Source organism: Achromobacter sp. 18P8.1.1 (genome assembly GCF_057799415.1).
Genome location: NZ_JBYOKH010000013.1, coordinates 50,889 through 74,260, shown reverse-complemented (window position 1 = coordinate 74,260; position 23,372 = coordinate 50,889). Strand labels below are relative to the sequence as shown.

Genomic DNA, 23,372 nt, shown 5'->3' with positions numbered 1-23,372 from the left:
TATCGTTCGGAGTGTCCTTTCATGTTCAGCCTTACCCTGCACCGCGCCGTTGGCGCCTTGTTCGCCATCACCGCCCTGACGGCCGCCTCCACGGCGGTCGCCGCCGATGCGTGGAAACCCACAAAACCCGTGCGGCTGCTGGTGGGCTTTGCGCCCGGCGGCTCGGCCGACACGCTGGCGCGCCTGCTGGCCGAACCGCTGTCGCAGCGGCTGGGCCAGACGGTCGTCGTCGAAAACCTGGCTGGCGCCGGCGGCAACATCATGGCGTTCCGCCTGTCGCAATCGCCCGCCGACGGCTACACCATAGGCATTGCGGCGGCCGGTTCCATGGCCATCACCCACGTGCTGAACCCCAAGGGCACCAACTACAAGCCCGCGGACTTCACCCCCATCACGCTGGCTGCGGTCCAGCCGAACGTGGTGATCGTGAACAAGGACGTGCCCGCCAACAATCTCGCCGAGCTCAAGGAATATTTCCAGAAGACGCCGACCGCCACCTACGGCACGGCGGGCGTGGGCATTTCCAACCACCTGATCGCCGAAACCATGCTGTACAAGATGGGCGTGAAAGTCCCACACGCCGCCTATCGCGGCGCCGCGCCGGTCATTACCGACCTGTTGGGCGGCCACATCGCGATGACGATGGACAACATCTCGACCGCGGCGCCCCTGGCCTCGCAAGGCAAGGTCAAGGCCATCGCGGTCGCATCGATCAAGCGCGCGCCCCAACTGCCCAACGTGCCGACGCTGGACGAACAGGGCCTGAAGGGTTTCGACATGCCGACGTGGCAGGGCGTGTTCGCGCCGGCAGGCTTGCCCGCCGACGTGCTGGCGGCCTACTACGCCGCGCTGCAAGACGTGCTCAAGCAGCCTGGTGTGATCGAGAAGATGGCGGGCCTGGGCTCGGAGCCGGTAACGGACATGACGCCCGAGAAGACCAGCCAGTTCCTGGAAAACGACCGCAAGCAGTGGGCCGATATCGTGAAGGCCGCGAACATCAGCCTGGAGCAGTAAGCGGCTAGGGAGGCGTTGGTCCCAATGACACCCGGCAAGCGCCGGGTGACTTCTTTCTGCCATCGTGTGGCATGCGCGATGCCCGCGATCCTTCGTAGGATGGGTGAAGCGCGAGAGACCGGCGGCAAGAACCCACGTGTGGAGCGCGCGTAACCCATCAAACAACGCTGGCTTGCTAAGCCGGTTCAGCCACAACGCGGCCGCTGCTTGATGGGTTACGCGCGTTCGACGGCAGAGTTCTTGCCGCCAATCGCCCGCGCTTCACCCATCCTACGCCGGGTACCTTGCGGCGATTTCCGCGATCAGGCGGCGTGCGGCGTCCAGTTTGTCGGCGGCGGGCAGGGGGTGTGCGCCTTGCTCGTCGAACAGCACCAGTTCGGTGGTGTCTGCGTCCATGACCTTATGCGCCAGGTTGCCCACCAGCAGCGGGATGCCCTTGCGGGCGCGCTTGGCTTCGGCGTGTTCCGCAAGCTTTTCGGTTTCAGCGGCAAATCCCACGCACCACGGGCCGTTTTCCAGCTTGGCCACTTCGGCCAGGATGTCCGGATTGGGTTCGAATTCCATCAGCGGCGCGCCGCCGCCTTCGCTGGTCTTCTTCAGCTTCTGCGTGCTGACGTTCTTCACGCGCCAATCCGCCACGGCAGCTACCGCGATGAAGATGTCGGCGTCGGTGGCGCTGGCCATTACGGCGTCGTGCATCTGGCGCGCGGTCATGACCGACAGCGCGGTGACGCCGCGCGGCACGGGCAGGAAGGTGGCGCCGGTGATCAGCGTGACGCGGGCGCCGGCTTCGCGGGCCGCGCGGGCCAGCGCGTAGCCGGTCTTGCCCGACGAGCGGTTGCTCAGCACGCGCACGGGGTCCACCGGTTCGGACGTGGGGCCTGCGGTCAGCAGCACGTGGCGGCCGGCCAGCAGCTTGGGTTGGAAGAAGGCGATCAGGTCGGTCAACAGCTCATGCGCTTCCAGCATGCGGCCGTCGCCGGTTTCGCCGCAAGCCTGTTCGCCGGCCGAGGGGCCCAGGACGCTGATGCCATCGGCGCGCAATTGTTCGACGTTGCGCTGCGTGGCCGGGTTGGCCCACATCTCGCGGTTCATCGCGGGCGCGACCAGAAGCGGACAGGCGCGCGCCAGGCACAGCGTGGACAGCAGGTCATCGGCCATGCCGTGCGCCAGCTTCGCCATGAAGTCGGCGCTGGCGGGGGCGATCAGCACGGCGTCCGCGCCGCGCGTCAGGTCGATGTGCGCCATGTTGTTGGGCACGCGCGCATCCCAGGCGTCCACGAACACCGGCCGGCCCGACAGGGCCTGCATGGTGACGGGGGTGATGAAGTGCGTGGCCGCCTCGGTCATCACCACGTCGACCGTGGCGCCTTGTTCGGTCATGCGCCGCACCAGCTCGGCGATTTTGTAGCAGGCGATGCCCCCGGTCAGACCGAGGACGATGCGTTTGCGGGCGAGATCGAGCATGAGGGCGTGGCGGCGGGTTCAGCGCCGTGAAAACGAGGAATGGAGGGTGATTTTATTCTGCATTGCGGCATTGCGCCGTTCGCGATGCATTCAGGGGGGATCAAATAGGGCAAAACCCAGCCCCGGGGGAGGGGCGGCCGGGGCGTTGCGCCCCGGCGGCGGTCGTCAGGCTTGCGGTTTCTTGCGGCTGCGGAGCAGCTCGTCCAGCACCAGCAGCACGGCGCCGCAGCTGATTCCCACGTCCGCCAGGTTGAAGGCGGGGAAGTAGGAGTCTTTCCAATAGAACAGCAGAAAGTCCACCACGTGGCCATACACCACGCGGTCGATGACGTTGCCGATGGCCCCGCCCAGGATCAGCGTCAGCGCCAGGCTGAACCGGGGCTGCCCATGCGTGCGGCGCAGGATGATCGTGATGACCACTGCCGCCACGATGCCCAGGGCAGTGAACAGCCAGCGTTGCCAGCCTTCCTCGGATGCCAGGAAGCTGAATGCGGCCCCCCGGTTGAACAGCAGCGTGAAATCGAAGACCGGCAGCACGTTGACCCGTTCGCCGTACTGGAACGAGGTGTTGAAGTACACCTTGGTCAACTGGTCCAGCACGATGATCAACAGCGCCAGCGCCAGCCAGCCGCCCACGCGCGCCGGCGCGGCGCGGGTGGGGGCCGTGCCCGTCACTCCCGGATCGGAGGGGCGGGCCATGTTCAAGCCTTGTCGCGGGCTTCGCCCGAGCCGAACAGGTTGGACACGCAGCGGCCGCAGATCTCGGGGTGATCAGCGTCCTGGCCCACGTCCAGGCGCCAGTGCCAGCAGCGTTCGCACTTCTTGTGCGTCGACGGCGTCACCTCGATGCGGGTCTCGCCTTCGCCCGCGTGCACGGTGGCGCGCGAGACGATCAGCACGAAGCGCAGGTCGTCGCCCAGGCTGGCCAGCAGTTGCTGGTCGTCGCCATTGGCGTACAAGTCGACTTCCGCTTGCAGCGACGAACCGATGTCGCCCGCCGTGCGCACTTCTTCCAGCTTGCGCTGAACGTCGGCGCGGATGGCGCGCAGGCGCGTCCACTTGGCGGTCAGCGCGTCGGCGTCGGCAAACGGCGGCAGCGCGTGGTAGACCTCGGTGAAGATCGTCGTGCGGGCCGCGTCGGCCTGGTGCTTCAGGGCGGACCCGACCAGTTCCTTCCAGGCTTCTTCAGCCGTGAAGGACAGGATCGGCGCCATCAGCTTCAGCAGCGTTTGCGTGATGTCCAGCAGCGCCGTCTGCGCCGAGCGGCGCGCCACGCTGCCGGGGGCCGACGTGTACAGGCGGTCTTTCAGGATGTCCAGGTAGAACGCGCCCAGGTCTTCCGAGCAGAACGTCTGCAAGCGCGAGACGGCCGGGTGGAAGTCATAGCGTTCGTAGTTGGCCTGCACTTCGGACTGCATCTGCGCCGTCATGGCCAGCGCGTAGCGGTCGATCTCGAAGAGCTCGCCGTACGGCACCGATTGCGACACCGCGTCGAAGTCGGCCAGGTTGGCCAGCAGGAAGCGCAGCGTGTTGCGGATGCGGCGATAGCCTTCCACCACGCGCTTCAAGATCTCGTCCGAAATGGAGAGTTCGCCCGAGTAATCGGTGGACGCCACCCACAGGCGCAGGATTTCCGCGCCCAGCGAGTCCGACACCTTTTGCGGGGCGATCACGTTGCCCACCGACTTGCTCATCTTGCGGCCCTGGCCGTCCACCACGAAGCCGTGCGTCAGCAACGCCTTGTAGGGCGGCTGGCCGTACAGCATGCAGCCGGTCAGGAGCGAAGAATGGAACCAGCCGCGATGCTGGTCCGAGCCTTCCAGGTACAGGTCGGCGGGCCAACCCAGTTCAGCGCCGTGCGAGCCGGCGAATTCGCCGTCCTTGCCGCCCAGCACCGTGGCGTGCGTGCTGCCCGAATCGAACCAGACGTCCAGCGTGTCGCGGTTCTTTTCGTACTGGTCGGCTTCGTCGCCCAGCAAGTCGCTGGGTTCAATGGCTTGCCAGGCTTCGATGCCGCCTTGCTCGACGCGCTGCGCCACCTGTTCCAGCAATTCGGAGGTGCGCGGGTGCAGCTCGCCGGTTTCCTTGTGCACGAAGAAGGCCATCGGCACGCCCCACTGGCGCTGGCGCGACAGGGTCCAGTCCGGGCGGTTGGCGATCATGGCGTGCAGGCGGGCGCGGCCCCAGGCCGGGTAGAAGGCCGTGGCGTCGATGCCGGCCAGCGCCGATTCGCGCAGGGTCGGGCCGCCATCCTTGGGGGCCACGTCCATGCCGGCAAACCATTGGCTGGTAGCGCGGTAGATGATCGGCGTCTTGTGGCGCCAGCAGTGCATGTAGCTGTGCTTGTGTTTTTCGACGTGCATCAGCGCGCCGGCTTCGGTCAGCGCTTCGACGATCTTGGGGTTGGCGTCCCAGATGGACAGGCCGCCGAACAGCGCCAGGCTGTCCACGTACTTGCCGTCGCCCATGACCGGGCTGATGAAATCAGTGTCCTTCATGCCGTGCGCCTTGCACGACACGAAGTCTTCAATACCGTAGGCAGGCGCCGAGTGCACCACGCCCGTGCCCGAGTCGGCCGTGACGTAGTCGCCCAGGTAGATAGGCGAGCGACGATCGTACGCGGCATTGAACTGCGCCAGCGGATGACGGAATTCGATGCCCGACAGCGCTTCGCCCGGTGCCGTGGCGATGATTTCGCCTTCCAGGTTCCAGGATTTCAGGCAGGCTTCGACGCGGTCTTTCGCGACCAGCAGCAGGGGGCCGAACTTGGGCGCCGGGGACACCCGCACCAGTGCGTACTCGATTTCCGGATGCACGTTCAGCGCCTGGTTGGACGGGATGGTCCAGGGCGTGGTCGTCCAGATCACGATGGCGCCGTCTTCCACCGACTCCAGGCCGAAGGCCTTGGCCAGCTTGGCCGGATCGGCAAACGGGAAGGCGACGTCAACGGCCGGGTCGACGCGGTCGGCGTATTCCACTTCGGCTTCGGCCAGGGCCGAGCCACAGTCGAAACACCAGTTCACGGGCTTCAAGCCGCGGAACACGTAACCCTTGTCCAGGATGCGTCCCAGTGCCCGGATTTCGTCGGCTTCATTGCTGAAGTTCATCGTCATGTACGGGCGGTCCCAGCCGCCCAGCACGCCCAGGCGCTTGAAGTCCTTGCGCTGGCGGTCGATCTGCTCCAGCGCGTAGGCGCGGGCCTTCGACTGCACTTCCGCCACGGGCAGGTGCTTGCCGTACTTCTTTTCGATCTGGATTTCGATGGGCATGCCGTGGCAGTCCCAGCCCGGCACGTAATGCGCGTCATAGCCGGCCATGTTGCGGCTCTTGACGATGATGTCCTTCAGGATCTTGTTGACCGCGTGGCCGATGTGGATGTCGCCGTTCGCGTAGGGCGGACCGTCGTGCAGCACGAAACGGGGCCGGCCGCGGCTGGCCGCACGGATCGCTTGGTAGACGTGGTTTTCCTCCCACTGCGAAATCCAGGCGGGCTCGCGCTTGGCAAGGTCGCCCCGCATGGGGAAGGGGGTATCGGGCAGGTTGAGGGTCTTTTTATAGTCCATGAACGGCAAAATAGGCGCGCGCGTTTCGCGCGTCTTCGGCGATGGCGGCAGTCAGGGAAGGGAGATCAGGAAATTTTTCTTCGTCCCGCAGCTTGTGCAGGAATTCGACGCGTACGAGTTTACCGTAAGCGTTGACCGTGTCGTCCAGCAGGTGCGACTCAAGCAGCACGCGGCCGCGGTCTTCGACCGTCGGGCGCACGCCCAGGCTGGCAACCGCAGGCAGCGGGCGCTCGGCCAGGCCATAGACCTGCACCACATAGATGCCCGAGCGGGCGGCGCAGCGTTCGGCCACGCGCAGGTTCATCGTGGGAAAGCCCAGGGTCCGGCCCAGCTTCTGGCCATGGATCACGTGGCCGCTGATGTGGTACGGGTGGCCCAGCAGGTGGCGGGCGCGGTCCAGGTCGCCCACGGCCAACGCCGTGCGGACCTCGGAACTGGAAATCCGGTGGCCTTGCTGATCGGTCACGTCGGCCAGCGTCTGCACCTCGAAACCATGGCGCATGCCGGCTTCGCGCAGCAGGTCGATATCGCCGCTGCGCTTGTGGCCGAAGCGAAAATCCTCGCCCACCAGCAGCCATTTGGCTTGCAGCCCCTGCACCAGCAGGTTCTCGATGAAGGCGTTGGCCGACATTTCGGCCAGCCGGGCGTTGAAGCGTTCCACCACGACCTGGGACACGCCGTAGCGCGCCAGCGCCGCCAGCTTGTCGCGCAGTCCGGATATCCGGGTGGGCGCCAGTTCGGGGCGTTGGTTCAGGGTGGCGAAATACTCCCGCGGATGCGGCTCGAAGGTCATGACGGCGGGCGTCAGGCCGCGCTCGCGAGCGACTTGGCAGACGCGCGCCAGCATGGCCTGGTGCCCGCGATGGACGCCGTCGAAATTGCCGATCGTAAGCGCGCAAGGGGCGCGCCGGTCGGGCGGAGGCAGGGATCGGTAGATGCGCAGCGATGGTTTCACGAGCGAGAGTTTACAATTTTGGATTCCGGGTTTGTTCTAATCCCCCCAACCATTTCTGCGCGACCGGTATTTCCGGGGTGCGCAATGGCGGCGGACAAGCCCTTTTGCGACAAGCAAGGCGCCCCTGCCGGGCGCCCTGGGGGCTAAATATTTGGATTCTTCTATCTTGCCGGAAACACAATTTTCTAAACGCCGCCTCGTCATCCTGATCTCGGGGCGGGGCAGCAACATGCAGGCGCTGGCCGAAGCGTGCCGCGACGAGGGCTGGCCGGCCGAAATCGCCGCCGTCATCGCCAGCCGGCCGGATGCCGGCGGCCTGGAATGGGCGGCCGCCCACGGTATTCCCACGGCAGCCCTGTACCATAAGGACTACGCCAGCCGCGAAGCGTTCGACGCCGCCTTGGCCGCTGAAATCGACCGCTACGCGCCCGACTACGTCATCCTGGCGGGTTTCATGCGCGTCCTGACCCCGGGCTTCGTCAACCACTATGCCGGCCGGCTGGTCAATATCCACCCCTCGCTGCTGCCGGCGTTTCCCGGGCTGCACACCCACGCCCAAGCTCTGGCGACGGGGGTGCGCGTACACGGTTGCACGGTGCATTTCGTGACACCGGTGCTGGACCACGGCCCCATCATCGCCCAGGGCTGCGTGCCGGTTCTGGCCGGCGATACGCCGGAACTGCTGGCTAATCGCGTGCTGGCAGTGGAACATCAGGCTTTTCCGGCTGCCGTGCGCTGGCTGGCCGAAGGCCGGGTTACGCTGACAAATGACCACCGGGTGGACGTGCAGGGCGATCCCGCGCGCCTGTTCACCTGGTCGCCGGCCGCTTGATCGGCCCCGAATCGCACTGAATCGCTTTTATCGGGCGGAACTCCTCCGCCCCACTGGAACACACCATGACTAAACCCCAATCTCCGCGTTCTCGTCCGGCAGGCACCCCGAGGGCAGCCTCCGAAGGGCGCGACGGTCGGTCCTTTTTCTCGCGTCCCAAGGGCGACGCCCGCGAGGCGCCCCAGCGCGAGCGCAGCGATCGCGGCCGCGACGAGCGTCCCAGCCGGGATGCCGGCCGTCCGGCCCCGCGCCCGGCGTTCGACGCGCCGCGTGGCGAGAACCGCGGTGAAAACCGTGGCGAACGCGGCGCCTTCGGCGGCGATCGCCGGGAAGGCCAAGGCCGGCCCACGCCGCGTCCGTCCTACGACGCACCGCGTGGCGAGAACCGTGGCAACGGCCCGCGTGGCGATAGCCGGGGCGGGGATCGGGGCTCCTACAGTTCGGACCGCCGCGAAGGCCAGGGCCGTCCGGACTCGCGTCCGTCGTACGGCAACGGCCCGCGTGGCGACAGCCGGGGCGGCGAACGTGCTCCCTACGGTTCGGACCGCCGTGAAGGCCAGGGCCGTCCGGACTCGCGTCCGTCCTACGGCAACGGCCCGCGAGGCGACAGCCGTGGCGGCGAACGTGCTCCCTACGGTTCGGACCGCCGTGAAGGCCAGGGCCGTCCGGACTCGCGTCCGTCGTACGGCAACGGCCCGCGAGGCGACAGCCGTGGCGGCGAACGCGCTTCCTACGGTTCGGATCGCCGCGAAGGCTCCGGCCGTCCGGATTCGCGCCCGTCGTACGGCAACGGCCCGCGCGGCGACAGCCGTGGCGGCGAACGTGCCTCCTACGGTTCGGATCGCCGCGAAGGCTCCGGCCGTCCGGATTCACGTCCGTCGTACGGCAATGGCCCGCGTGGCGACAGCCGTGGCGGCGAACGGACGTCGTATGGTTCCGAGCGCCGCGAAGGCCAGAACCGGCCGTCCTATGATGCGCCGCGCGGTGATGACGCCTCGCACGGCCATCGCGAGCAGGCCCCGCAAAAGCCGCAATTCAACCGTCCGCGCCAATCCTATGCGGCCATCCGCATCGACCAGGTGCAGCGCGTCCTGGGCGAAATCCTGCAATGGACCTATCCGGCCGATTCTGCGCTGTCGCACTGGCTGCGCCACCATCCCAACCTGGGCGCGCGCGACCGTTCCGAAGTCGCCGAAGCCGTCTATGACGTGCTGCGCCATCTGCGCCGCTACCGCCAGTTCGGTGAAAGCGGCGTGGGCCCGGCCTCGCGCCGTCTGGCCATCCTGGGCCTGAACGCCACCCTGGGCGCCGAAGCGCTGGAAGAGGGCATGGACGCCGCCGAAGCCGAATGGCTCAAGCGCGTGTCGCAGATCGATCTGGCGACCTTGCCCCGCGCGGTGCGCGGCAGTATCCCCGACTGGCTGGACGAACGCCTGAGCCAGATGGACAGCCCCGAAGCCCTGGTCGAAGCGCTGAACCGCCAAGCCAGCCTGGATCTGCGCGTCAACCCGCTCAAGGCCGAGCGCGACGCCATGTTGACGGAACTGCAGCAGAGCGCCGGTCGCTACGAACCCGTGGCCATGCCGTTTTCGCCGTGGGGCATCCGCATGGAAGGCCGTCCGGCCATCAATCGCTGGCCGCAGTTCGAAAACGGCAGCATCGAAGTGCAGGACGAAGGCAGCCAATTGCTGGCCCTGCTGGTCGCCCCGCGCCGCGGCGAAATGATCATCGACTTCTGCGCCGGCGCCGGCGGCAAGACGCTGCTGCTGGGCGCGCTGATGCGCTCCACCGGGCGTCTGTACGCCTTCGACGTATCGGCCGCGCGCCTGGCCCGAGCCAAGCCGCGCTTTGCGCGTAGCGGCCTGTCCAACGTGGTGCCTGTCGTGATCGACAGCGAGAACGACGCCCGCGTGAAGCGCCTGGCCGGCAAGGCCCAGCGCGTGCTGGTCGATGCGCCTTGCAGCGGCATCGGCACCTTGCGCCGCAATCCGGACCTGAAATGGCGTCAGCACCCCGAGGCGCTGGCCGAATTGGGCCGGTTGCAGGAACGCATCCTGAACAGCGCCGCGCGTTGCGTGGCGCCCGGCGGCCGCCTGGTGTATGCCACGTGCAGCCTGCTGGCGGAAGAAAACGAGGTGCAGGCCGAGCGTTTCCTGGCCAGCCACCCCGAATTCGAGCGCCTGGACGCCGCCGAGATCCTGGCCGCGCGTTGCGAAACGCTGAAGCTGGAAGGTCCTTACGTCCAGCTGCGCCCTGACGTGCACGGCACCGACGGCTTCTTTGCCGCAGTGTTCGAGCGCAAAAAGAAGGGCGCAGCCGGCGCAACGGCCGAAGCTGCCGACGCGGCGGACGCCGACGCCGATCTGGACGCCGATGTTGATTCGGCCCTGGACGGGGCCGAGGACGCGGACGCGCCGGTCAAGGCCGAAGCATCTGCTGCCGACACGGCCGAGACGACCCCTGCGGGCGAATCCGAAGCCGGAACCCTGGCTGACGCCGTCCCCGAGGCCGACGCGGCCAAGGAAGACAAGCCGGCCTGATGCGCGATCGGTTCGCGCCGGCTCAGGGAGCCGGCGTGACGCCGACTGTCGCGCTGAATCGGCGGGTGCCCAGCGTCTTGTTCTGGTATTTCACTTCCCAGGCCAGGGTGTCGGCGCCCGGCTGGTCCGCCTGGTAGACCACCTGCGAGACCGCCACTGGCCGGTAGGCGCAACGCCCCGAATCGCTGGACTGGCCACGCGTCTGCATGATGCTGGCCTTGCCCAGCTTCGGGCTCTGCGTGATCTGCACGCGCGGCGCCCGCAGCGCCAGGCAATCCGACCCGCGGATCTCGTAATACGAGGCCAGTACGACGACGTCGCCCGACTTCATCGTCTGGGCGGGGGCGGGCGCGGCGAACGCAATGGCCAGCGTCGACAGGGCTGAAAATAAATAGGGTCGGATTGTTTTCGGCAACATCAGTGGGGCAAAAGAGACAAATGGTCAGCGGCAAGGGCGGCAAGTGTGCGCCGCGAACGTGGCGTCCTCAAGACGAAATCCCCTTGCTGACAGGAACTTTAGTAGCGAAATGTAGCCAAAACCTAGTGCCATTGCGAATACCCCCCCACTTTCATGGGGTAGCCGGCCCCACGCGCCGGATGTCCGCAAGGCTCGGCCTCGCGATTGCCCGAAATGGCCGCGAGAGATGGCTTTTGTGCTCTAAAATCGGGGCTTAGTCCTTGATTTCGCTCAAAACTATTTTGAAACTCCCTTGTCATAAGAAGACAAAGGTAAGCTAAACTTCAGGCACTTCTCAAGCGAGGCTCATAACAGCTTTATGGATTACATCCTCTCCTTCATTGCCGGCGGTCTGACCCAAGCCACTTGGTGGCAGGTCGTCGTATTCACCCTTGTCGTGACGCACATCACGATTGTTGCGGTCACGGTTTTTCTCCATCGCAGCCAAGCGCACCGCGGTCTGGATTTGCATCCGGCTGTCATGCACTTCTTCCGTTTCTGGCTCTGGATGACGACCGGCATGGTCACCAAGGAATGGGTCGCCATTCACCGCAAGCATCACGCCAAGTGCGAAAAGGAAGGCGATCCTCACTCGCCCATGCTGTTCGGCATCTGGAAGGTGCTGTTCCGCGGTGCGGAGCTGTATCGCGAAGAATCGAACAACAATGAAACCATGGCCAAGTTCGGCCACGGCACGCCTGACGACTGGCTCGAACGCAACGTCTACAGCAAGCACAGCTTGTGGGGCGTGCTGTCCATGCTGGCCATCGACGTCGCCCTGTTCGGCGCCATCGGCGTGACGGTGTGGGCTGTGCAAATGGCCTGGATTCCCTTCTGGGCGGCTGGCGTCGTCAACGGCATCGGCCACTACTGGGGCTACCGCAACTACAACAGCCCGGACACCAGCACCAACGTGTTTCCGTGGGGCATCGTGATTGGCGGCGAAGAACTGCACAACAACCACCACGCCCACGGCACGTCGGCCAAGTTCTCGGCCAAGTGGTACGAATTCGACATCGGCTGGTGCTACATCAACATCCTGAAGTTCTTCGGCCTGGCCAAGATCAAGAAGGTTGCGCCCAAGCTGAAGCTGGATGACACCCGCACGGGCATCGACCTGCGCACGCTGCAAGGCGTGATCACGCACCGCTACGAAGTCATGGCCCGCTATGCGGACGTGATCAAGAGCGCTGCCCGCGAAGAACTGAGCAAGCTGAAGGCCTCGCGCCAGGAAGGCAACGCCGAATGCGGCTATACCAAGCTGCATCAAGTGCGCCGCGCCATCCACCGCAACGAGGACATCCTCCAGCCGGAACAGCTTGCCGCCGTGGACAAGGCCATCGCCCAGAACAAGTCGCTCGCGACCCTGGTGCAAATGCGCCGCGAACTCGGCCGCATCTGGGAAAGCTCCAGCGCCAGCAGCGAACAGCTCCTTCATGACTTGCAGGCCTGGTGCCAGCGCGCCCAGCAAAGCGGCATCGCCGGGCTCGAGCAGTTTGCTCAACATCTGCGCCGCTACGCGGCATGATGCTAGAGAAGCTCAACCCTGAACAACGCGCCGCAGTAACGTTAGAACCGCAGCACGCCCTGGTCTTGGCCGGGGCGGGCAGCGGGAAGACCCGGGTACTCACTACCCGCATGGCCTGGCTGATTCAAACCGGCCAGGCTTCGCCTTTTGGGCTTCTGGCGGTCACGTTCACCAATAAGGCCGCCCGCGAAATGCTGGCGCGCATGTCGGCGATCTTGCCGATCGACACCCGCGGTCTCTGGATCGGGACGTTCCACGGCTTGTGCAACCGCATGCTGCGCGCGCATCACCGCGATGCCGGCTTGCCGCAAAGCTTCCAGATCCTGGACGTCACTGATCAGCTTGCCGCCATCAAGCGCCTGATGAAGGCCAATGGCGTCGACGACGAAAAGTACCCGCCGCGCGATGTGCAGCGCTTCATCAATGGCGCCAAGGAAGAAGGCCTGCGTCCGCAGGACGTCGAAGCCTATGACGCCCATCGCCGCCGCCTGATCGAGATCTACCAGCTTTACGAAGCCCAGTGCCAGCGCGAAGGCGTGGTCGACTTCGCTGAGCTGCTGCTGCGTGCGTACGAACTGCTGTCGCGCAACGCGCCGGTTCGCGAACACTACCAACGCCGTTTCCGCCACATCCTGGTCGACGAGTTCCAGGACACCAACACGCTGCAGTACAAGTGGCTGCGCCTGTTGGCAGGCGGCGGCGCGGCCATCTTCGCCGTGGGCGACGATGACCAGTCCATCTATGCCTTCCGCGGCGCCAACGTCGGCAACATGTCCGACTTCGAGCGCGACTACGCGCATGGCACCGTGATCCGGCTGGAACAGAATTACCGTTCGTTCGGCCACATCCTGGATTCCGCCAATGCGCTGATCGGCCATAACAACGGCCGCCTCGGCAAGAACCTGTGGACCGACCAGGGCGAAGGCGAACCGGTGCGCGTCATCGAGCAGCCTTCCGACGGCATGGAAGCCCAATGGATCGTGGACGAAATCCGTTCGCTGATCCATGACGGCAGCCTGCGCCGCGAGATCGCCGTGCTATATCGCAGCAACGCGCAATCGCGCGTGTTGGAGCACGCCATCTTCTCGGCCGGCATTCCCTACAAGGTCTACGGCGGCCTGCGCTTTTTCGAGCGCCAGGAAATCAAGCACGCGCTGGCGTACCTGCGGTTGATGGCCAACCCCAACGACGACACGTCGTGGATGCGGGTCGTCAATTTCCCGACGCGCGGCATTGGCGCGCGTACGCTGGAACAACTGGCCGACGCAGCCCGCGCGCACGACACCAGCCTGTATGCGGCGGTGGCGTTGGTGGGCGGCAAGGGCGGGTCCAACCTGGCCCAATTCGCGCAGCTGATTCATCGCCTGATCGAAGAAACGCGCGATCTGCCGTTGCCGGAAATGGTCGAGCACATGCTTGAGGCCAGCGGCCTGAACGCCCATTACAAGGCCGAACGCGAAGGCGCCGAACGGCTGGAAAACTTGAACGAATTGATCACGGCCGCGGCTGTGTTCGCTTCCGAAGAGAACTACGACGGCATGCCCGCCGGCGTGGTGCCTGAGCAGGCCACCTCGTCGACGCTGATGCCGGGCGTGGTCGACGCGCCCATCGTGGCCTCCGACGGCCTGACGCCGCTGGCAGGGTTCCTGTCGCACGCGGCGCTGGAGGCCGGCGACAACCAGGCCCAGCAAGGCCAGGACGCCGTGCAACTGATGACGGTGCACGCGGCCAAGGGCCTGGAATTCGACGCGGTCTTCATTACCGGCCTGGAAGAGGGGCTGTTCCCGCACGAGAACAGCATCCTGGAACAGTCCGGGCTGGAAGAAGAGCGCCGCCTGATGTATGTGGCGATCACCCGCGCGCGGCAGCGCCTGTACATCAGCCTGGCCCAAAGCCGGATGCTGCATGGCCAGACGCGCTACGCCATGCGTTCGCGCTTCCTGGACGAGATTCCCGAAGAGCACCTGAAGTGGCTGTCGCCCAAGGCCGGCCTGGCGCCGGTCAGCAGCACGGGCGCGGGCTGGGGCGGGGGCAACCGCGGCGACGCGTTCGGCCGCAAGGCCACCAACACCATTGCGCCGCGTCAACCGCGCGGCGTGGCAAGCGGTGTCACGGTGGGCGACAAGCAGTATCGTGTGGGTCAGGGCGTGCGTCACGCGCGGTTTGGCGACGGCACGATTATTGGCTTGAGCGGCGCAGGACAAGACGCGCAGGCAGAGATCCAGTTCCGCGACGTCGGCGCCAAGACCTTGGCGCTGGGCATCGCCAAGCTTGATATTGTTCAGCGTTAGAAAATGGCCAACACCGATTCCCCGAAAGCCGAGTTGGCGTCGCTGCGCGCCGAGGTCGATGAAATCGATCAGCAGATCATGCTGCTGCTGGGTGTGCGCTTCCGTTGCACCGACATGATCGGCGAACTCAAGACCAACCATGGCATGGACCTGGTGGATCCCCAGCGGGAATCCCAGCAGGTAGAGCGCATCCGTCGCCTGGCCGAAGAGGCGGGCGTGCCGCCTGCCTTGGCTGAGACCATCCTGCGCGAAGTGATCGACACCGTGGTCGACCATCACACCCGCCTGCGCGAGCGCCCGTACTCGTAATGCCAGGCTGGCGGCGCCTTGGGGCGCCGCCTTCCCCTTTCCCTACAAGACCTTTATGAACGCCAGCAAGGCGTCGATGTCGTCCGCGCTGAGATCCAGCGGCCGGATGTGTTCGGACTTGCGCGGCGGATAAGGGTCTGGGGGATCCGCGGGGGCGGCCTCCCGGCCCATGCCCACGTTGTACATCCGCAGCAACCCCTTCAGGTCCGCGAACAGGCCGTTGTGCATCCACGGCCCTGCCAGCGAGACATTGCGCAGGCTGGGCGTACGGAATGTGCCCAGGTCGGCCGGATCGCGGGTGACTTCGAAGCGCCCCAGATCCTGGTTGCGCCGCCCATAGAACGACAGGCCAATATTGTGGAATTGATGGTCCGTCAATAGCGCGCCGCTGTGGCAGTTCATGCAGCGGGCCTGGGTGCGGAACAGATGCATGCCCAGCAGTTCCTTGTCGTTCAATGCGCCCGGGCCCCCTGCCAGGAAAGCGTCGAATCGCGTGGGCTGGGGGCGAAGCGTGGCGACGTAGGCGGCCAGCGCACGGGCAAGCCGGTCGGTGTCAATGGCATTGCCCGCCGCCGGCCCGAAAGCCTTCAAGAATTGCTGAGGATAGGGCGGCAGGGCCTGCAATCGTGCAATGGCGCTTCCCAGGTCATGGTTCATCTCGCGGCTGTCCTGGACCGGGCCCAGCACCTGCGCTTTCAGCGTGTCGGCGCGTCCGTCCCAGAACAGGCGTGGCGCGAAGGGCGCAGCCAGCAGCGAGGGCGACCGGCGCCTGCCCATCAGCCGGTCTTCGCCGACTGCCAGCGGCCGGCCGTCGGTAAAGGCGCGCTGCGGCATATGGCAGGACGCGCAAGAGACCTGCCCCTTGCGGGACAAGTGCGCATCGAAGAACAGCATCTGGCCCAGCGCCACGACGTCGGGTTGTTGCACGTCCCGCGCCAGTTCAGGACGGCCGGCATTCGCGGCCATCCAGGTCAGCGGCGGCGCGTCCACCGGAGGCACCGCGGCCCATTCCGTCCATGTGATGCCCGGATCAACGGTGGGGGCGGGCCATTGGCCTAGGGGCTCGGCATAACGGTCCCGCAGGCAGGCCATGTTCCAGGCGCCTGCTTCGTGGCAGGCTACCGCCGTGGTCATCCCAGGCGGCTCGGCCGGGATGGCGGAACCGGCGGCAAGGGCGAGGGTGAGGGCGACGGCCGCCGCTTGAAGGCCGCGGCGTAGGTATGCGCGGCGCATCAGAAGCGGTAGCTGGCTTGCACCCAGATCTCGCGGCCGACTTGATAGGTGTTTCGGTTGATCGCCAAATTGGGGTTGGAGGCGGTGATGGCCGGCGTCTTGTTCAACACGTTCAGGACGTCCAGCGTGAAAGCGACGTTGCGCGCGAAGGTGGGCTCCCAGATCAGGCGGGTGTCCCAGGTCCAGTACGACGCCAGCCGGGTGCTGCGGTAGCTTTGCAGCGATTCGGGACGCGGCCCGTATCCCACGTAGACGGACGACATGCGCGAGCTGCGCCACTGGATGCTGTTGTCCCAGGTCAGCCCGCCCTTGGGCCAGATGCCGGTCAGCGACAACGAGGCTTTTTGGGGTTGGTAGAACGAGACGGGCGGACGGTCGATGGCGCGCATGCGCTCGCCGTCGTACAAGATGTATTCGTCCGGGTCGCGTGCATTGCCCTCATAGCCTTCGACCAGATCCGCGTTGACCTTGCGCTTCTGGTAGCTCCAGTCGGCACGCGCCGTCCAGCGGGTATCCATCAGGCGCCATGGCGTCAGCGTCCGCAGCGACAAGCTGATGGTGTCCGTCGTGGATTTGCCGTTATTGAGGTAACGGTAGCCCTGGATGCTGTCGCCGCTCTTGCTGACCTGATCGCGCCCGTTGCGGTGCACATAGGCCGCCAGCCCTTCCAGGCTGCCCATCCGCTGCCTGACCGACAGCGCCCATTCGTCGTCGTACGGGGTGCGCAGGCCTTCGTAGGACACGTAGTACGGCTTGGATCCGTCCGCTACCGGGTTGCCGTAGCGGTCCAGCACTTGTCGCCTGAGCGTGTTGATCCGCTCTTCCAACGCAATGTTCAGCACTTCCGAGCCGTAGTAGCGGGCCCAGCCGCCGCTGACCACGGTATTGCCGTCGCCGAACGCATCCCAATCCAGGCGGGTGCGCGGCGACAGGTTGGTGTTGCCCAGGAAAGTCTCGCGGTCGTAGCGCAGGGCGCCGGTCAAGGCCACGCGGTCCAGTTCCACGCGGTCCGACACGTAGAGCGAAGCCGTGTTGTATTTGGTGCTGACGGTTCCTTGCAGATTGTGCACTTTGCTGGAATGGCGTTCCGAGCCGTTGGCGGCATGGGTGGCGATGTACGAATACGAATCGTCGAAGCGCTCGAAATTCACGCCGATGCGCTGCAGGTCTACCCCCGCATACGGCGTATGCGTGAAGGGCCCCGTGCGTATCGGGTCCAGGTCGATCCGGCCTTTCAGCGTCCAGGTGTTTTGTTCCTTCTGCTCTTTGCCATAGCCGCCCGTCACGTACAACGGGATCGACGGAAATTTGTGCGTGACCAGCGATGTCGCGTCGGACGAGCGGTTGCTAAGCGCATTGTCCCAACCCGCCTGCACCGAAGCGCGGCCCCCCTGGAATGCGTGATCCAGGTTCCAGCCCACGCCGCGCGCGGCATGCGTGTTGTCCCATTGCGTGTCCCGGAACGTGTCGCTTGAAAGCGTCTCGCGGCGGTCGCTGTACTTCAGCGTCAGGTCGGAAATGGTGTCCGCCGTGGCCCGCACCGTGAACTTGCCCAGGAAGTTGTCGATGCGGTCATCGTAGTTGTCTTCGCCTTGGGTGGGCTGGTCGCCATCCACGCCCATGTTCCAGCGCCGGATGCTGGATTCGCGACGCGACATGCTCAGCACCGCGCCCGTCTTGTCATTGATGGCGATGTCGCCGATGGCGGTGTAGAAGCGCTTCTTCCATTCCGGAGAGAACCCCGGTTTGCCCTGGCCCCAGCCGGTCTCGTCGCCTTCGGCGATTTTCTGCTGGGTCATCTTCGACGTGTTCCAGCGGTAGTCCAGTTGCAGATGGTTTTCGCCCGATGGCCGGCGCAGCCGCGCGTCCACCACGCCGCCGGTGAAGCGCCCATATTCCACAGGCACAAAGCTGTCCATCACACGGACCTCGCCCAACAGATTGGTATCGACGAAGTAGGACTGCGAGTTGCTGGGAATGTTGGCGATCTGCAGGTTCAGGTTCTTGCTGGCCGGGTCGACGCGGTTGGTCGCGTCCATCCCGTCGATCTGGAACAGGTTCTGGTAGGGGCTGGAACCGTGGAAGGAAATGTCCTCCACATTCATCGAGCCGCGGTTCGTCGAACCATTGGCCGGGGCATTCGTGCGCACCGCGGGGTGGGTGGCCACCAGCGACGTCAGGTCCTGGTTGGCCGTAGGCGTGGTGGCGATCTCTTCCTGGGTATAGACGCGTTCATCGCTGTGTTCGCCGTATACCTTCACCGCGTCCAGGCGCAGCGCGGAAAACTGGTTCGTCTTGTCGACGTAGATGATGTAGCGGCCAGGGCCGTCGCCGCGTAGGGCCAGGCCTGACCCGCGCAGCAACTGATCCAGCGCGTCCAGCGGCGACAAGGTGCCCCGCAACGCGGGCGCCGATTTTCCCGCGACAGCGGCCGGCACGAACGACACCTCCAGATTGGCCTGCTGCCCCAGGGCCAGCAAGGCGCTTCCCAGCGGCTGGGCGGGGATGTCGAAGGCAACTGGTGTGGCGCGGGTCTGGCCCAGCACCGGGTTGGCCAGCGTCAGCGCTGCGCTCAACGCGATGGTTGCGGCGCGGAGGCGGCGCGTGGAAATGCGGGAAGACATGCGTAAGTCCTAAGCAGTAATTTCAGCCGTAGGACGTCGGCACTGCCCAAACCCCTCATCAGTATGGCGATGAATAATTTATATCGATTCTCATTTACCGATTGAGTTCGGGCCGAACGCCTTCATCGCAAGATCAGCAAACCCGGCAGTTCGGTCACGCGCACGGGCGTCTGCGCCAGCAGCAGTTCCAATGCGCGTTGCGGGTCGGCGACGAGCGCGGTGCCTGACACGCGTTGCGCCTTGGCCGCTTCACCAATCACCAGGATGTGCTTGGCGCTGTAGCGCGCCAGCGCATCCGCCACGGTCTGCAGCGGCACGTCGTCGAAGCTGAGCAGGCCTCGCGTCCAACCGGGCGACGCCCTGCCGGCCTCGGCTTCGCGTTTGACGCCTGCGGGCGTCACCTGCACCGTTTCGCCGGCGGATAAGGTCAGGCCTTGATCGTCTGCGCACGGCAGGCAGCGCACGGCGACCTGGTGCTCCTGTACCGCTACGCGGGTGCCGTCCTGGCCCAGTTCCACCGTGAAGCGCGTGCCCAGCGCAGTGGCGGAGGCCTCGCGCGTGATCACGGAGAACGGCGCCATGCCGGGTTGTCGCGGCGTCGGTTCGAACTGGGCGCGTCCGGCCAGCAAGCGAACCTGGCGACGGCCGTCGGCATAGTCGAGCGCCAGCGCGCCGTGCGCATCCAGCACCACCGCCGAGCCGTCCGGTAGCGTGATGTGGCGTACCCTCGCATCGGCCCTGTAGTCGGCCTGCGGAAGGTCCGTGGACCCGAACCAGCCGGCGAATGCGGCCGTCAGCAGCGCCAGCAGGGCGGTGGCGCGCAGCTTGCGGGCAGGCCGTTTGGCAAGCTTGCCGCGATCGATCTCGCCCATGCGGCGCCACAGGCGCGACAAGCGGTCATACGCGGCCGCGTGCCGGGCATCGGCCTGATACCAGGCTTCGAACTCGGCATGGGCCGCGTCGTCCAGCCGCTGGCCGCTCTGGCGGATGACCCAGCGCGAGGCTTCTTCAACGGGGTCGGGCGGGCGAACGCGCGTGGCCATCAGCCTGCCAGCGCCAGGTCGCAGGCCAGCAGGATGCGCATCATGTGCTTTTCAACAGCGCTGACGGATATCGCGAAGCGCTCGGCGATGGCGCCGTAGGTCAGGCCTTCGTGGCGGTGCATCACGAAGACGTCCAGGCTGCGGCGAGGCTGGGCGAGCAGGGCGGATTCCAGGCGGCGCAGGGTCTGGTGGGCGGAAGCTACGTCGAAGGTGTCGGCGGCATACGCCACGGGCAGCGCCGCGGCGTAGTCGGCGGTGGCAGAGAGCTCACGCGTGCGGCGACGATGCCAATCGGTCGCGATGTTTGCCGCCACCCGGAATACGTATGCCCGATCATTGTCGGGGCGGGTGCGGTCGTTGAATTCCGCCAGCTTGATCCAGGTGTCCTGTGCGCAGTCCTGGGCCACGTCGCGTGAGCCGGTGCGCATCGAGAGAAAGCCAAGCAGTTCGCGGTAGTGGCGGAGAAATACGTCCGTAAGCGTAGACATGTCGCTGGCGCCTGGCGCCAGATGGAGTCAATTTCGCGACGAAGTATAAATGATAATGGTTATTATTAATAGGTAGCGGCGGAGGCTTGAGCAGCAGGACCGGCCCGCCGCTCAAGCGTCACGCTAGGCTTCGCTTTGGTCGATTTCTTCCAGGGAACCCTGGATCTCAAGCCATTGCTCTTCAAGCTCGTCGATGCGTTTGCCATGTTCGCCGTGTTCGGCCATGACCTTCTGGCGTTCCGCGCGGCGCGCGTCCGAATAAAGGTCCGGATCGGCGATGACGGCGTCCAGCGCGTGGAGCTTGGTCCGCAGCTTTTCCATTTCGGATTCGACTTTGGCCAGCTTGGCTTCCAGCGGTTTGCGCAGGGCGGACAGGCGTTGCCGCTGCTCGGCTTCCGCCCGGCGTTGCGCCTTGCGGTCCACGACGGGTTCGCCGCCTTCGGCGTTTTCGCGTGCCGCTTCGGCACGTTCTCCGGCATTGCGGGCCGCCAGCCAATCGCGGTAGTCCTCAAGGTCGCCGTCGAACTCGCGCACTGCGCCGTCCGCCACGATCCAGAAACTGTCCACGGTGGTGCGCAGCAGGTGCCGATCATGCGACACCAACAGCATGCTGCCCCCGAAGTCGGCCAACGCGGCGGCCAGGGCTTCGCGGGTCTCAACGTCCAAGTGGTTGCTGGGTTCGTCCAGCAGCAGCAGGTTGGGCTTTTGCCAGACGATCAGGGACAGCGCCAGGCGCGCCTTCTCGCCGCCCGACATGGGCCCGACCTTGCTGGTGACCGTGTCGCCCGAAAAGCCGAAGCCGCCCAGGTAGTTGCGCAGTTCCTGTTCGCGAGTCTCGGGCGCCAGTCGGGCCAGATGCGCGATGGGCGTGCTGTCCACGTCCAGCATGTCCAGCTGATGCTGGTGGAAGTAGCCGATGGCCAGTCCGCGCGAGGCGCGGCGTTCGCCCGCCTGGACGGGAATCTCTTCGGCCAGCGTCTTGATCAGCGTGCTCTTGCCTGCGCCGTTGGCGCCCAGCACGCCGACGCGGCTGCCGGCGCGCACCATCAGGGTCACATCGCGCAGGATGGGAACGGCATTACCCGCTGCGTCCGTGTACCCGGCGGACAGGTGTTCCAGCGTCAGCAAGGGGTCCGGCACCTGGTCGGGCGACGGGATGCGGATGTCGATGCCCGCTTCGGCATGCAAGGGCGCCAGCACCTGCATGCGGGCCAGCGCCTTGACGCGGCTTTGCGCCTGCTTGGCCTTGGACGCCTTGGCTTTGAATCGGTCGATGAAGCCTTGCAGGCGAGCCGTCTCACGGGTCTGGCGTTCGTAGGCGATATTGGTCTGGCGCAGGCGCTCGGCGCGTTGCGTCAGGAAGTCGCCATAGCCACCACGGTAACGCACCAGCTTTGCGTGGTCGAAGTGCAGGATCGACTTGGCCACCGCATCCAGGAATTCGGTGTCGTGGGAGATCAGCATGACGGTGCCCGGATAGGCGGCCAGCCATTTCTCCAGCCACAGCATCGCGTCCAGATCCAGGTGGTTGGTGGGTTCGTCCAGCAGCAGCAATTCGGACGGCGCCATCAGCGCGCTTGCCAGGGCCAGGCGCATGCGCCAGCCGCCGGAAAAGCTCTCTACCGGCTGCATCCACTCGTTCGGCTTGAAGCCCAGGCCGGCCAACAGCTGTTCGGCGCGCGAGGCCGCGCTCCAGGCGCCGGCTTCCACCAGCGCCGCCTCGACTTCTGCAATCTGCGTGCCCTGATCGTCCGTCAGCGTAGCGCGGCGCGCCTGCAATTCGCGCAGGTGCGTGTCGCCGTCGATGACGAATTCACGGGCGGGGCGGTCGTCGGCATCCAGTTCCTGCTTAACGCTGGCGATGCGCCAGCCGACGGGCAGGTGCACGGTGCCGGCGTCCAGGTCCAGGGCGCCGGTCAGCAAGGCGAACAGCGAGGACTTGCCTGCGCCGTTCTTGCCCACGATGCCGACGCGTTCGCCCGGATGAACAACGAATTCAGCGCCGTCCAACAGCACTTTCGTGCCGCGGCGCAGGGTCAATCCAGTAGCGCGTATCACAGGGTAAGTTGCTCTCGGGTAAGCAGCAGAAGCTGGTCCGATGCCTCTTCCGTATCCAGCCACACGGGGGATAGCTGCGGGAAGGCGGCTTCGAAGAAGTCGCGTTCGTGGCCGATCTCCAGCACGATCACGCCGTCTTGCGTCAGGTACTGGGGAGCCGCCGCCAGAATGCGCCGCACCAGGTCCATGCCGTCTTCGCCGCCGGCCAGGGCCAGGTGCGGTTCGTGACGGTATTCCTGCGGCAGCACGTCCATGGATCCGCTGTTCACATAAGGCGGATTGCAGATGATGACGTCGTACTGGCGTGCCGGCAGGCTGTCGAACAAATTGCTTTCGTGCAGGTCCAGGCGGTCTTGCAGGCCGTAGTCGTCCACGTTGCGGCGGGCGACTTCCAGCGCGTCGGCCGACACGTCCACCGCGTCCACGTGGGCGTAGGGGAAGGCCAGGGCCGACAGGATGGCCAGGCAGCCGGAACCGGTGCACATGTCCAGCACGTTTTCCACTGCCAGCGCGTCCTGCACCCACGGCGACAAGCCCTGGTCCAGCAGTTCGGCGATGGGCGAGCGCGGCACGATGACGCGCTTGTCCACGTAGAAACGATGGCCACGCAACCAGGCCTCATTGGTGAGGTAGGCGGCGGGCACCCGCTCGGTCACCCGGCGTTCCAGCAGGTCCAGCACGCGGTCGCGCTCTTCGCGCACCACGCGGGCGTCCAGGAACGGTTCCAGCGTGTCCAGCGGCAAGTGCAGGGCGTGCAGCGTCAGGTAGACCGCCTCGTCCCAGGCGTTGTCGCTGCCGTGTCCTAGCGCCACCTGGGCGCTGTTCAGACGCGACACCCCATAACGGATGAGGTCACGCAGGGTCAGCAGTTCTTGGCGGGCAGATTGATACATAGTTAGACCTTTATCCCAACCGGGCGTTTTCCCCGCAGGGCTATTCCAAGGGGAAAAAGCCCCCCTTTTTGGGGGCT

The 23,372-nt window shown here is 65.8% G+C and carries 17 protein-coding genes; 6 read left to right on the top strand and 11 right to left on the bottom strand.

Going from position 1 to position 23,372, the window contains the following annotated elements; translation table 11 throughout:
* Nucleotides 1–21 precede the first annotated feature (21 nt).
* Complete coding sequence (locus tag AC27VE_RS11055; protein WP_427958793.1) at nucleotides 22–1,014, top strand: Bug family tripartite tricarboxylate transporter substrate binding protein; 993 nt, start codon at nucleotides 22–24, stop codon at nucleotides 1,012–1,014.
* A gap of 270 nt (nucleotides 1,015–1,284) precedes the next feature.
* Here AC27VE_RS11055 and coaBC read toward each other — a convergent pair whose 3' ends face one another.
* From coaBC to AC27VE_RS11035, 4 genes are all read right to left on the bottom strand, one after another.
* Nucleotides 1,285–2,481, bottom strand: coding sequence for a bifunctional phosphopantothenoylcysteine decarboxylase/phosphopantothenate--cysteine ligase CoaBC (gene coaBC / locus AC27VE_RS11050; RefSeq protein WP_488703852.1), 1,197 nt, complete (start codon nucleotides 2,479–2,481; stop codon nucleotides 1,285–1,287).
* Between the two features lie 165 nt (nucleotides 2,482–2,646).
* Nucleotides 2,647–3,180 (bottom strand): signal peptidase II, encoded by a 534-nt coding sequence (gene lspA, locus AC27VE_RS11045; protein ID WP_052017968.1) that lies wholly within the window; start codon nucleotides 3,178–3,180, stop codon nucleotides 2,647–2,649.
* Between the two features lie 2 nt (nucleotides 3,181–3,182).
* Nucleotides 3,183–6,044, bottom strand: coding sequence for an isoleucine--tRNA ligase (ileS, locus tag AC27VE_RS11040; protein ID WP_488703851.1), 2,862 nt, complete (start codon nucleotides 6,042–6,044; stop codon nucleotides 3,183–3,185).
* On the bottom strand, nucleotides 6,034–6,999 hold the full coding sequence (locus AC27VE_RS11035) for a bifunctional riboflavin kinase/FAD synthetase (protein ID WP_006227929.1): 966 nt from the start codon (nucleotides 6,997–6,999) through the stop codon (nucleotides 6,034–6,036). Before AC27VE_RS11035 ends, ileS begins: the two co-directional genes overlap by 11 nt.
* 166 nt (nucleotides 7,000–7,165) lie before the next feature.
* Between AC27VE_RS11035 and purN the strand changes: the two genes are divergently transcribed.
* Both purN and AC27VE_RS11025 read left to right on the top strand, forming a co-directional pair.
* Nucleotides 7,166–7,831: a phosphoribosylglycinamide formyltransferase gene (gene purN / locus AC27VE_RS11030; RefSeq protein ID WP_454677302.1), complete on the top strand. Its 666-nt coding sequence runs from the start codon at nucleotides 7,166–7,168 to the stop codon at nucleotides 7,829–7,831.
* A 1,079-nt stretch (nucleotides 7,832–8,910) separates the two neighbouring features.
* Nucleotides 8,911–10,371, top strand: coding sequence for an RsmB/NOP family class I SAM-dependent RNA methyltransferase (locus tag AC27VE_RS11025; RefSeq protein WP_488703874.1), 1,461 nt, complete (start codon nucleotides 8,911–8,913; stop codon nucleotides 10,369–10,371).
* Between the two features lie 22 nt (nucleotides 10,372–10,393).
* On the opposite strand, the gene AC27VE_RS11020 is transcribed toward AC27VE_RS11025, so the two are convergent.
* Nucleotides 10,394–10,789, bottom strand: a complete 396-nt coding sequence (locus AC27VE_RS11020) for a hypothetical protein (RefSeq protein WP_006227932.1) — start codon at nucleotides 10,787–10,789, stop codon at nucleotides 10,394–10,396.
* A 358-nt stretch (nucleotides 10,790–11,147) separates the two neighbouring features.
* On the opposite strand from AC27VE_RS11020, the gene AC27VE_RS11015 reads away from it, so the two are divergent.
* Genes AC27VE_RS11015 through AC27VE_RS11005 form a run of 3 tightly spaced genes read left to right on the top strand, consistent with a single transcriptional unit; the run spans nucleotide 11,148 to nucleotide 14,956 of the window.
* Nucleotides 11,148–12,356: a DesA family fatty acid desaturase gene (locus tag AC27VE_RS11015; RefSeq protein ID WP_006227933.1), complete on the top strand. Its 1,209-nt coding sequence runs from the start codon at nucleotides 11,148–11,150 to the stop codon at nucleotides 12,354–12,356.
* On the top strand, nucleotides 12,353–14,647 hold the full coding sequence (locus tag AC27VE_RS11010) for a UvrD-helicase domain-containing protein (RefSeq protein ID WP_488703850.1): 2,295 nt from the start codon (nucleotides 12,353–12,355) through the stop codon (nucleotides 14,645–14,647). Before AC27VE_RS11015 ends, AC27VE_RS11010 begins: the two co-directional genes overlap by 4 nt.
* A gap of 3 nt (nucleotides 14,648–14,650) precedes the next feature.
* A complete protein-coding gene (locus tag AC27VE_RS11005; protein ID WP_006227935.1) occupies nucleotides 14,651–14,956 on the top strand; it encodes a chorismate mutase in 306 nt (101 codons plus the stop codon).
* A gap of 42 nt (nucleotides 14,957–14,998) precedes the next feature.
* Here AC27VE_RS11005 and AC27VE_RS11000 read toward each other — a convergent pair whose 3' ends face one another.
* The 6 genes from AC27VE_RS11000 to prmB all read right to left on the bottom strand — a co-directional run bounded on the left by AC27VE_RS11000 (nucleotide 14,999) and on the right by prmB (nucleotide 23,295).
* A complete protein-coding gene (locus tag AC27VE_RS11000; protein WP_488703849.1) occupies nucleotides 14,999–16,090 on the bottom strand; it encodes a cytochrome-c peroxidase in 1,092 nt (363 codons plus the stop codon).
* A 98-nt stretch (nucleotides 16,091–16,188) separates the two neighbouring features.
* A complete protein-coding gene (locus AC27VE_RS10995; protein ID WP_488703848.1) occupies nucleotides 16,189–18,813 on the bottom strand; it encodes a TonB-dependent receptor plug domain-containing protein in 2,625 nt (874 codons plus the stop codon).
* 122 nt (nucleotides 18,814–18,935) lie between these two features.
* Nucleotides 18,936–19,856, bottom strand: a complete 921-nt coding sequence (locus tag AC27VE_RS10990; RefSeq protein ID WP_488703847.1) for a FecR family protein — start codon at nucleotides 19,854–19,856, stop codon at nucleotides 18,936–18,938.
* Complete coding sequence (locus AC27VE_RS10985) at nucleotides 19,856–20,344, bottom strand: RNA polymerase sigma factor (RefSeq protein ID WP_315139528.1); 489 nt, start codon at nucleotides 20,342–20,344, stop codon at nucleotides 19,856–19,858. Before AC27VE_RS10985 ends, AC27VE_RS10990 begins: the two co-directional genes overlap by 1 nt.
* A gap of 123 nt (nucleotides 20,345–20,467) precedes the next feature.
* On the bottom strand, nucleotides 20,468–22,402 hold the full coding sequence (locus AC27VE_RS10980) for an ABC-F family ATP-binding cassette domain-containing protein (RefSeq protein WP_085947003.1): 1,935 nt from the start codon (nucleotides 22,400–22,402) through the stop codon (nucleotides 20,468–20,470).
* Nucleotides 22,399–23,295 (bottom strand): 50S ribosomal protein L3 N(5)-glutamine methyltransferase, encoded by an 897-nt coding sequence (gene prmB / locus AC27VE_RS10975; RefSeq protein ID WP_006227941.1) that lies wholly within the window; start codon nucleotides 23,293–23,295, stop codon nucleotides 22,399–22,401. The genes AC27VE_RS10980 and prmB overlap by 4 nt, the downstream gene beginning before the upstream one ends.
* Nucleotides 23,296–23,372: the final 77 nt, after the last annotated feature.

Coding starts and splice junctions, on each gene's coding strand:
- AC27VE_RS11000 (WP_488703849.1), bottom strand. CDS start 16,090: ATGACCACGGCGGTAGCCTGCCACGAAGCAGGCGCCTGGAACATGGCC.
- ileS (WP_488703851.1), bottom strand. CDS start 6,044: ATGGACTATAAAAAGACCCTCAACCTGCCCGATACCCCCTTCCCCATG.
- AC27VE_RS10985 (WP_315139528.1), bottom strand. CDS start 20,344: ATGTCTACGCTTACGGACGTATTTCTCCGCCACTACCGCGAACTGCTT.
- coaBC (WP_488703852.1), bottom strand. CDS start 2,481: ATGCTCGATCTCGCCCGCAAACGCATCGTCCTCGGTCTGACCGGGGGC.
- AC27VE_RS11055 (WP_427958793.1), top strand. CDS start 22: ATGTTCAGCCTTACCCTGCACCGCGCCGTTGGCGCCTTGTTCGCCATC.
- AC27VE_RS11020 (WP_006227932.1), bottom strand. CDS start 10,789: ATGTTGCCGAAAACAATCCGACCCTATTTATTTTCAGCCCTGTCGACG.
- AC27VE_RS11010 (WP_488703850.1), top strand. CDS start 12,353: ATGATGCTAGAGAAGCTCAACCCTGAACAACGCGCCGCAGTAACGTTA.
- lspA (WP_052017968.1), bottom strand. CDS start 3,180: ATGGCCCGCCCCTCCGATCCGGGAGTGACGGGCACGGCCCCCACCCGC.
- AC27VE_RS11015 (WP_006227933.1), top strand. CDS start 11,148: ATGGATTACATCCTCTCCTTCATTGCCGGCGGTCTGACCCAAGCCACT.
- prmB (WP_006227941.1), bottom strand. CDS start 23,295: ATGTATCAATCTGCCCGCCAAGAACTGCTGACCCTGCGTGACCTCATC.
- AC27VE_RS10995 (WP_488703848.1), bottom strand. CDS start 18,813: ATGTCTTCCCGCATTTCCACGCGCCGCCTCCGCGCCGCAACCATCGCG.
- AC27VE_RS10990 (WP_488703847.1), bottom strand. CDS start 19,856: ATGGCCACGCGCGTTCGCCCGCCCGACCCCGTTGAAGAAGCCTCGCGC.
- AC27VE_RS11005 (WP_006227935.1), top strand. CDS start 14,651: ATGGCCAACACCGATTCCCCGAAAGCCGAGTTGGCGTCGCTGCGCGCC.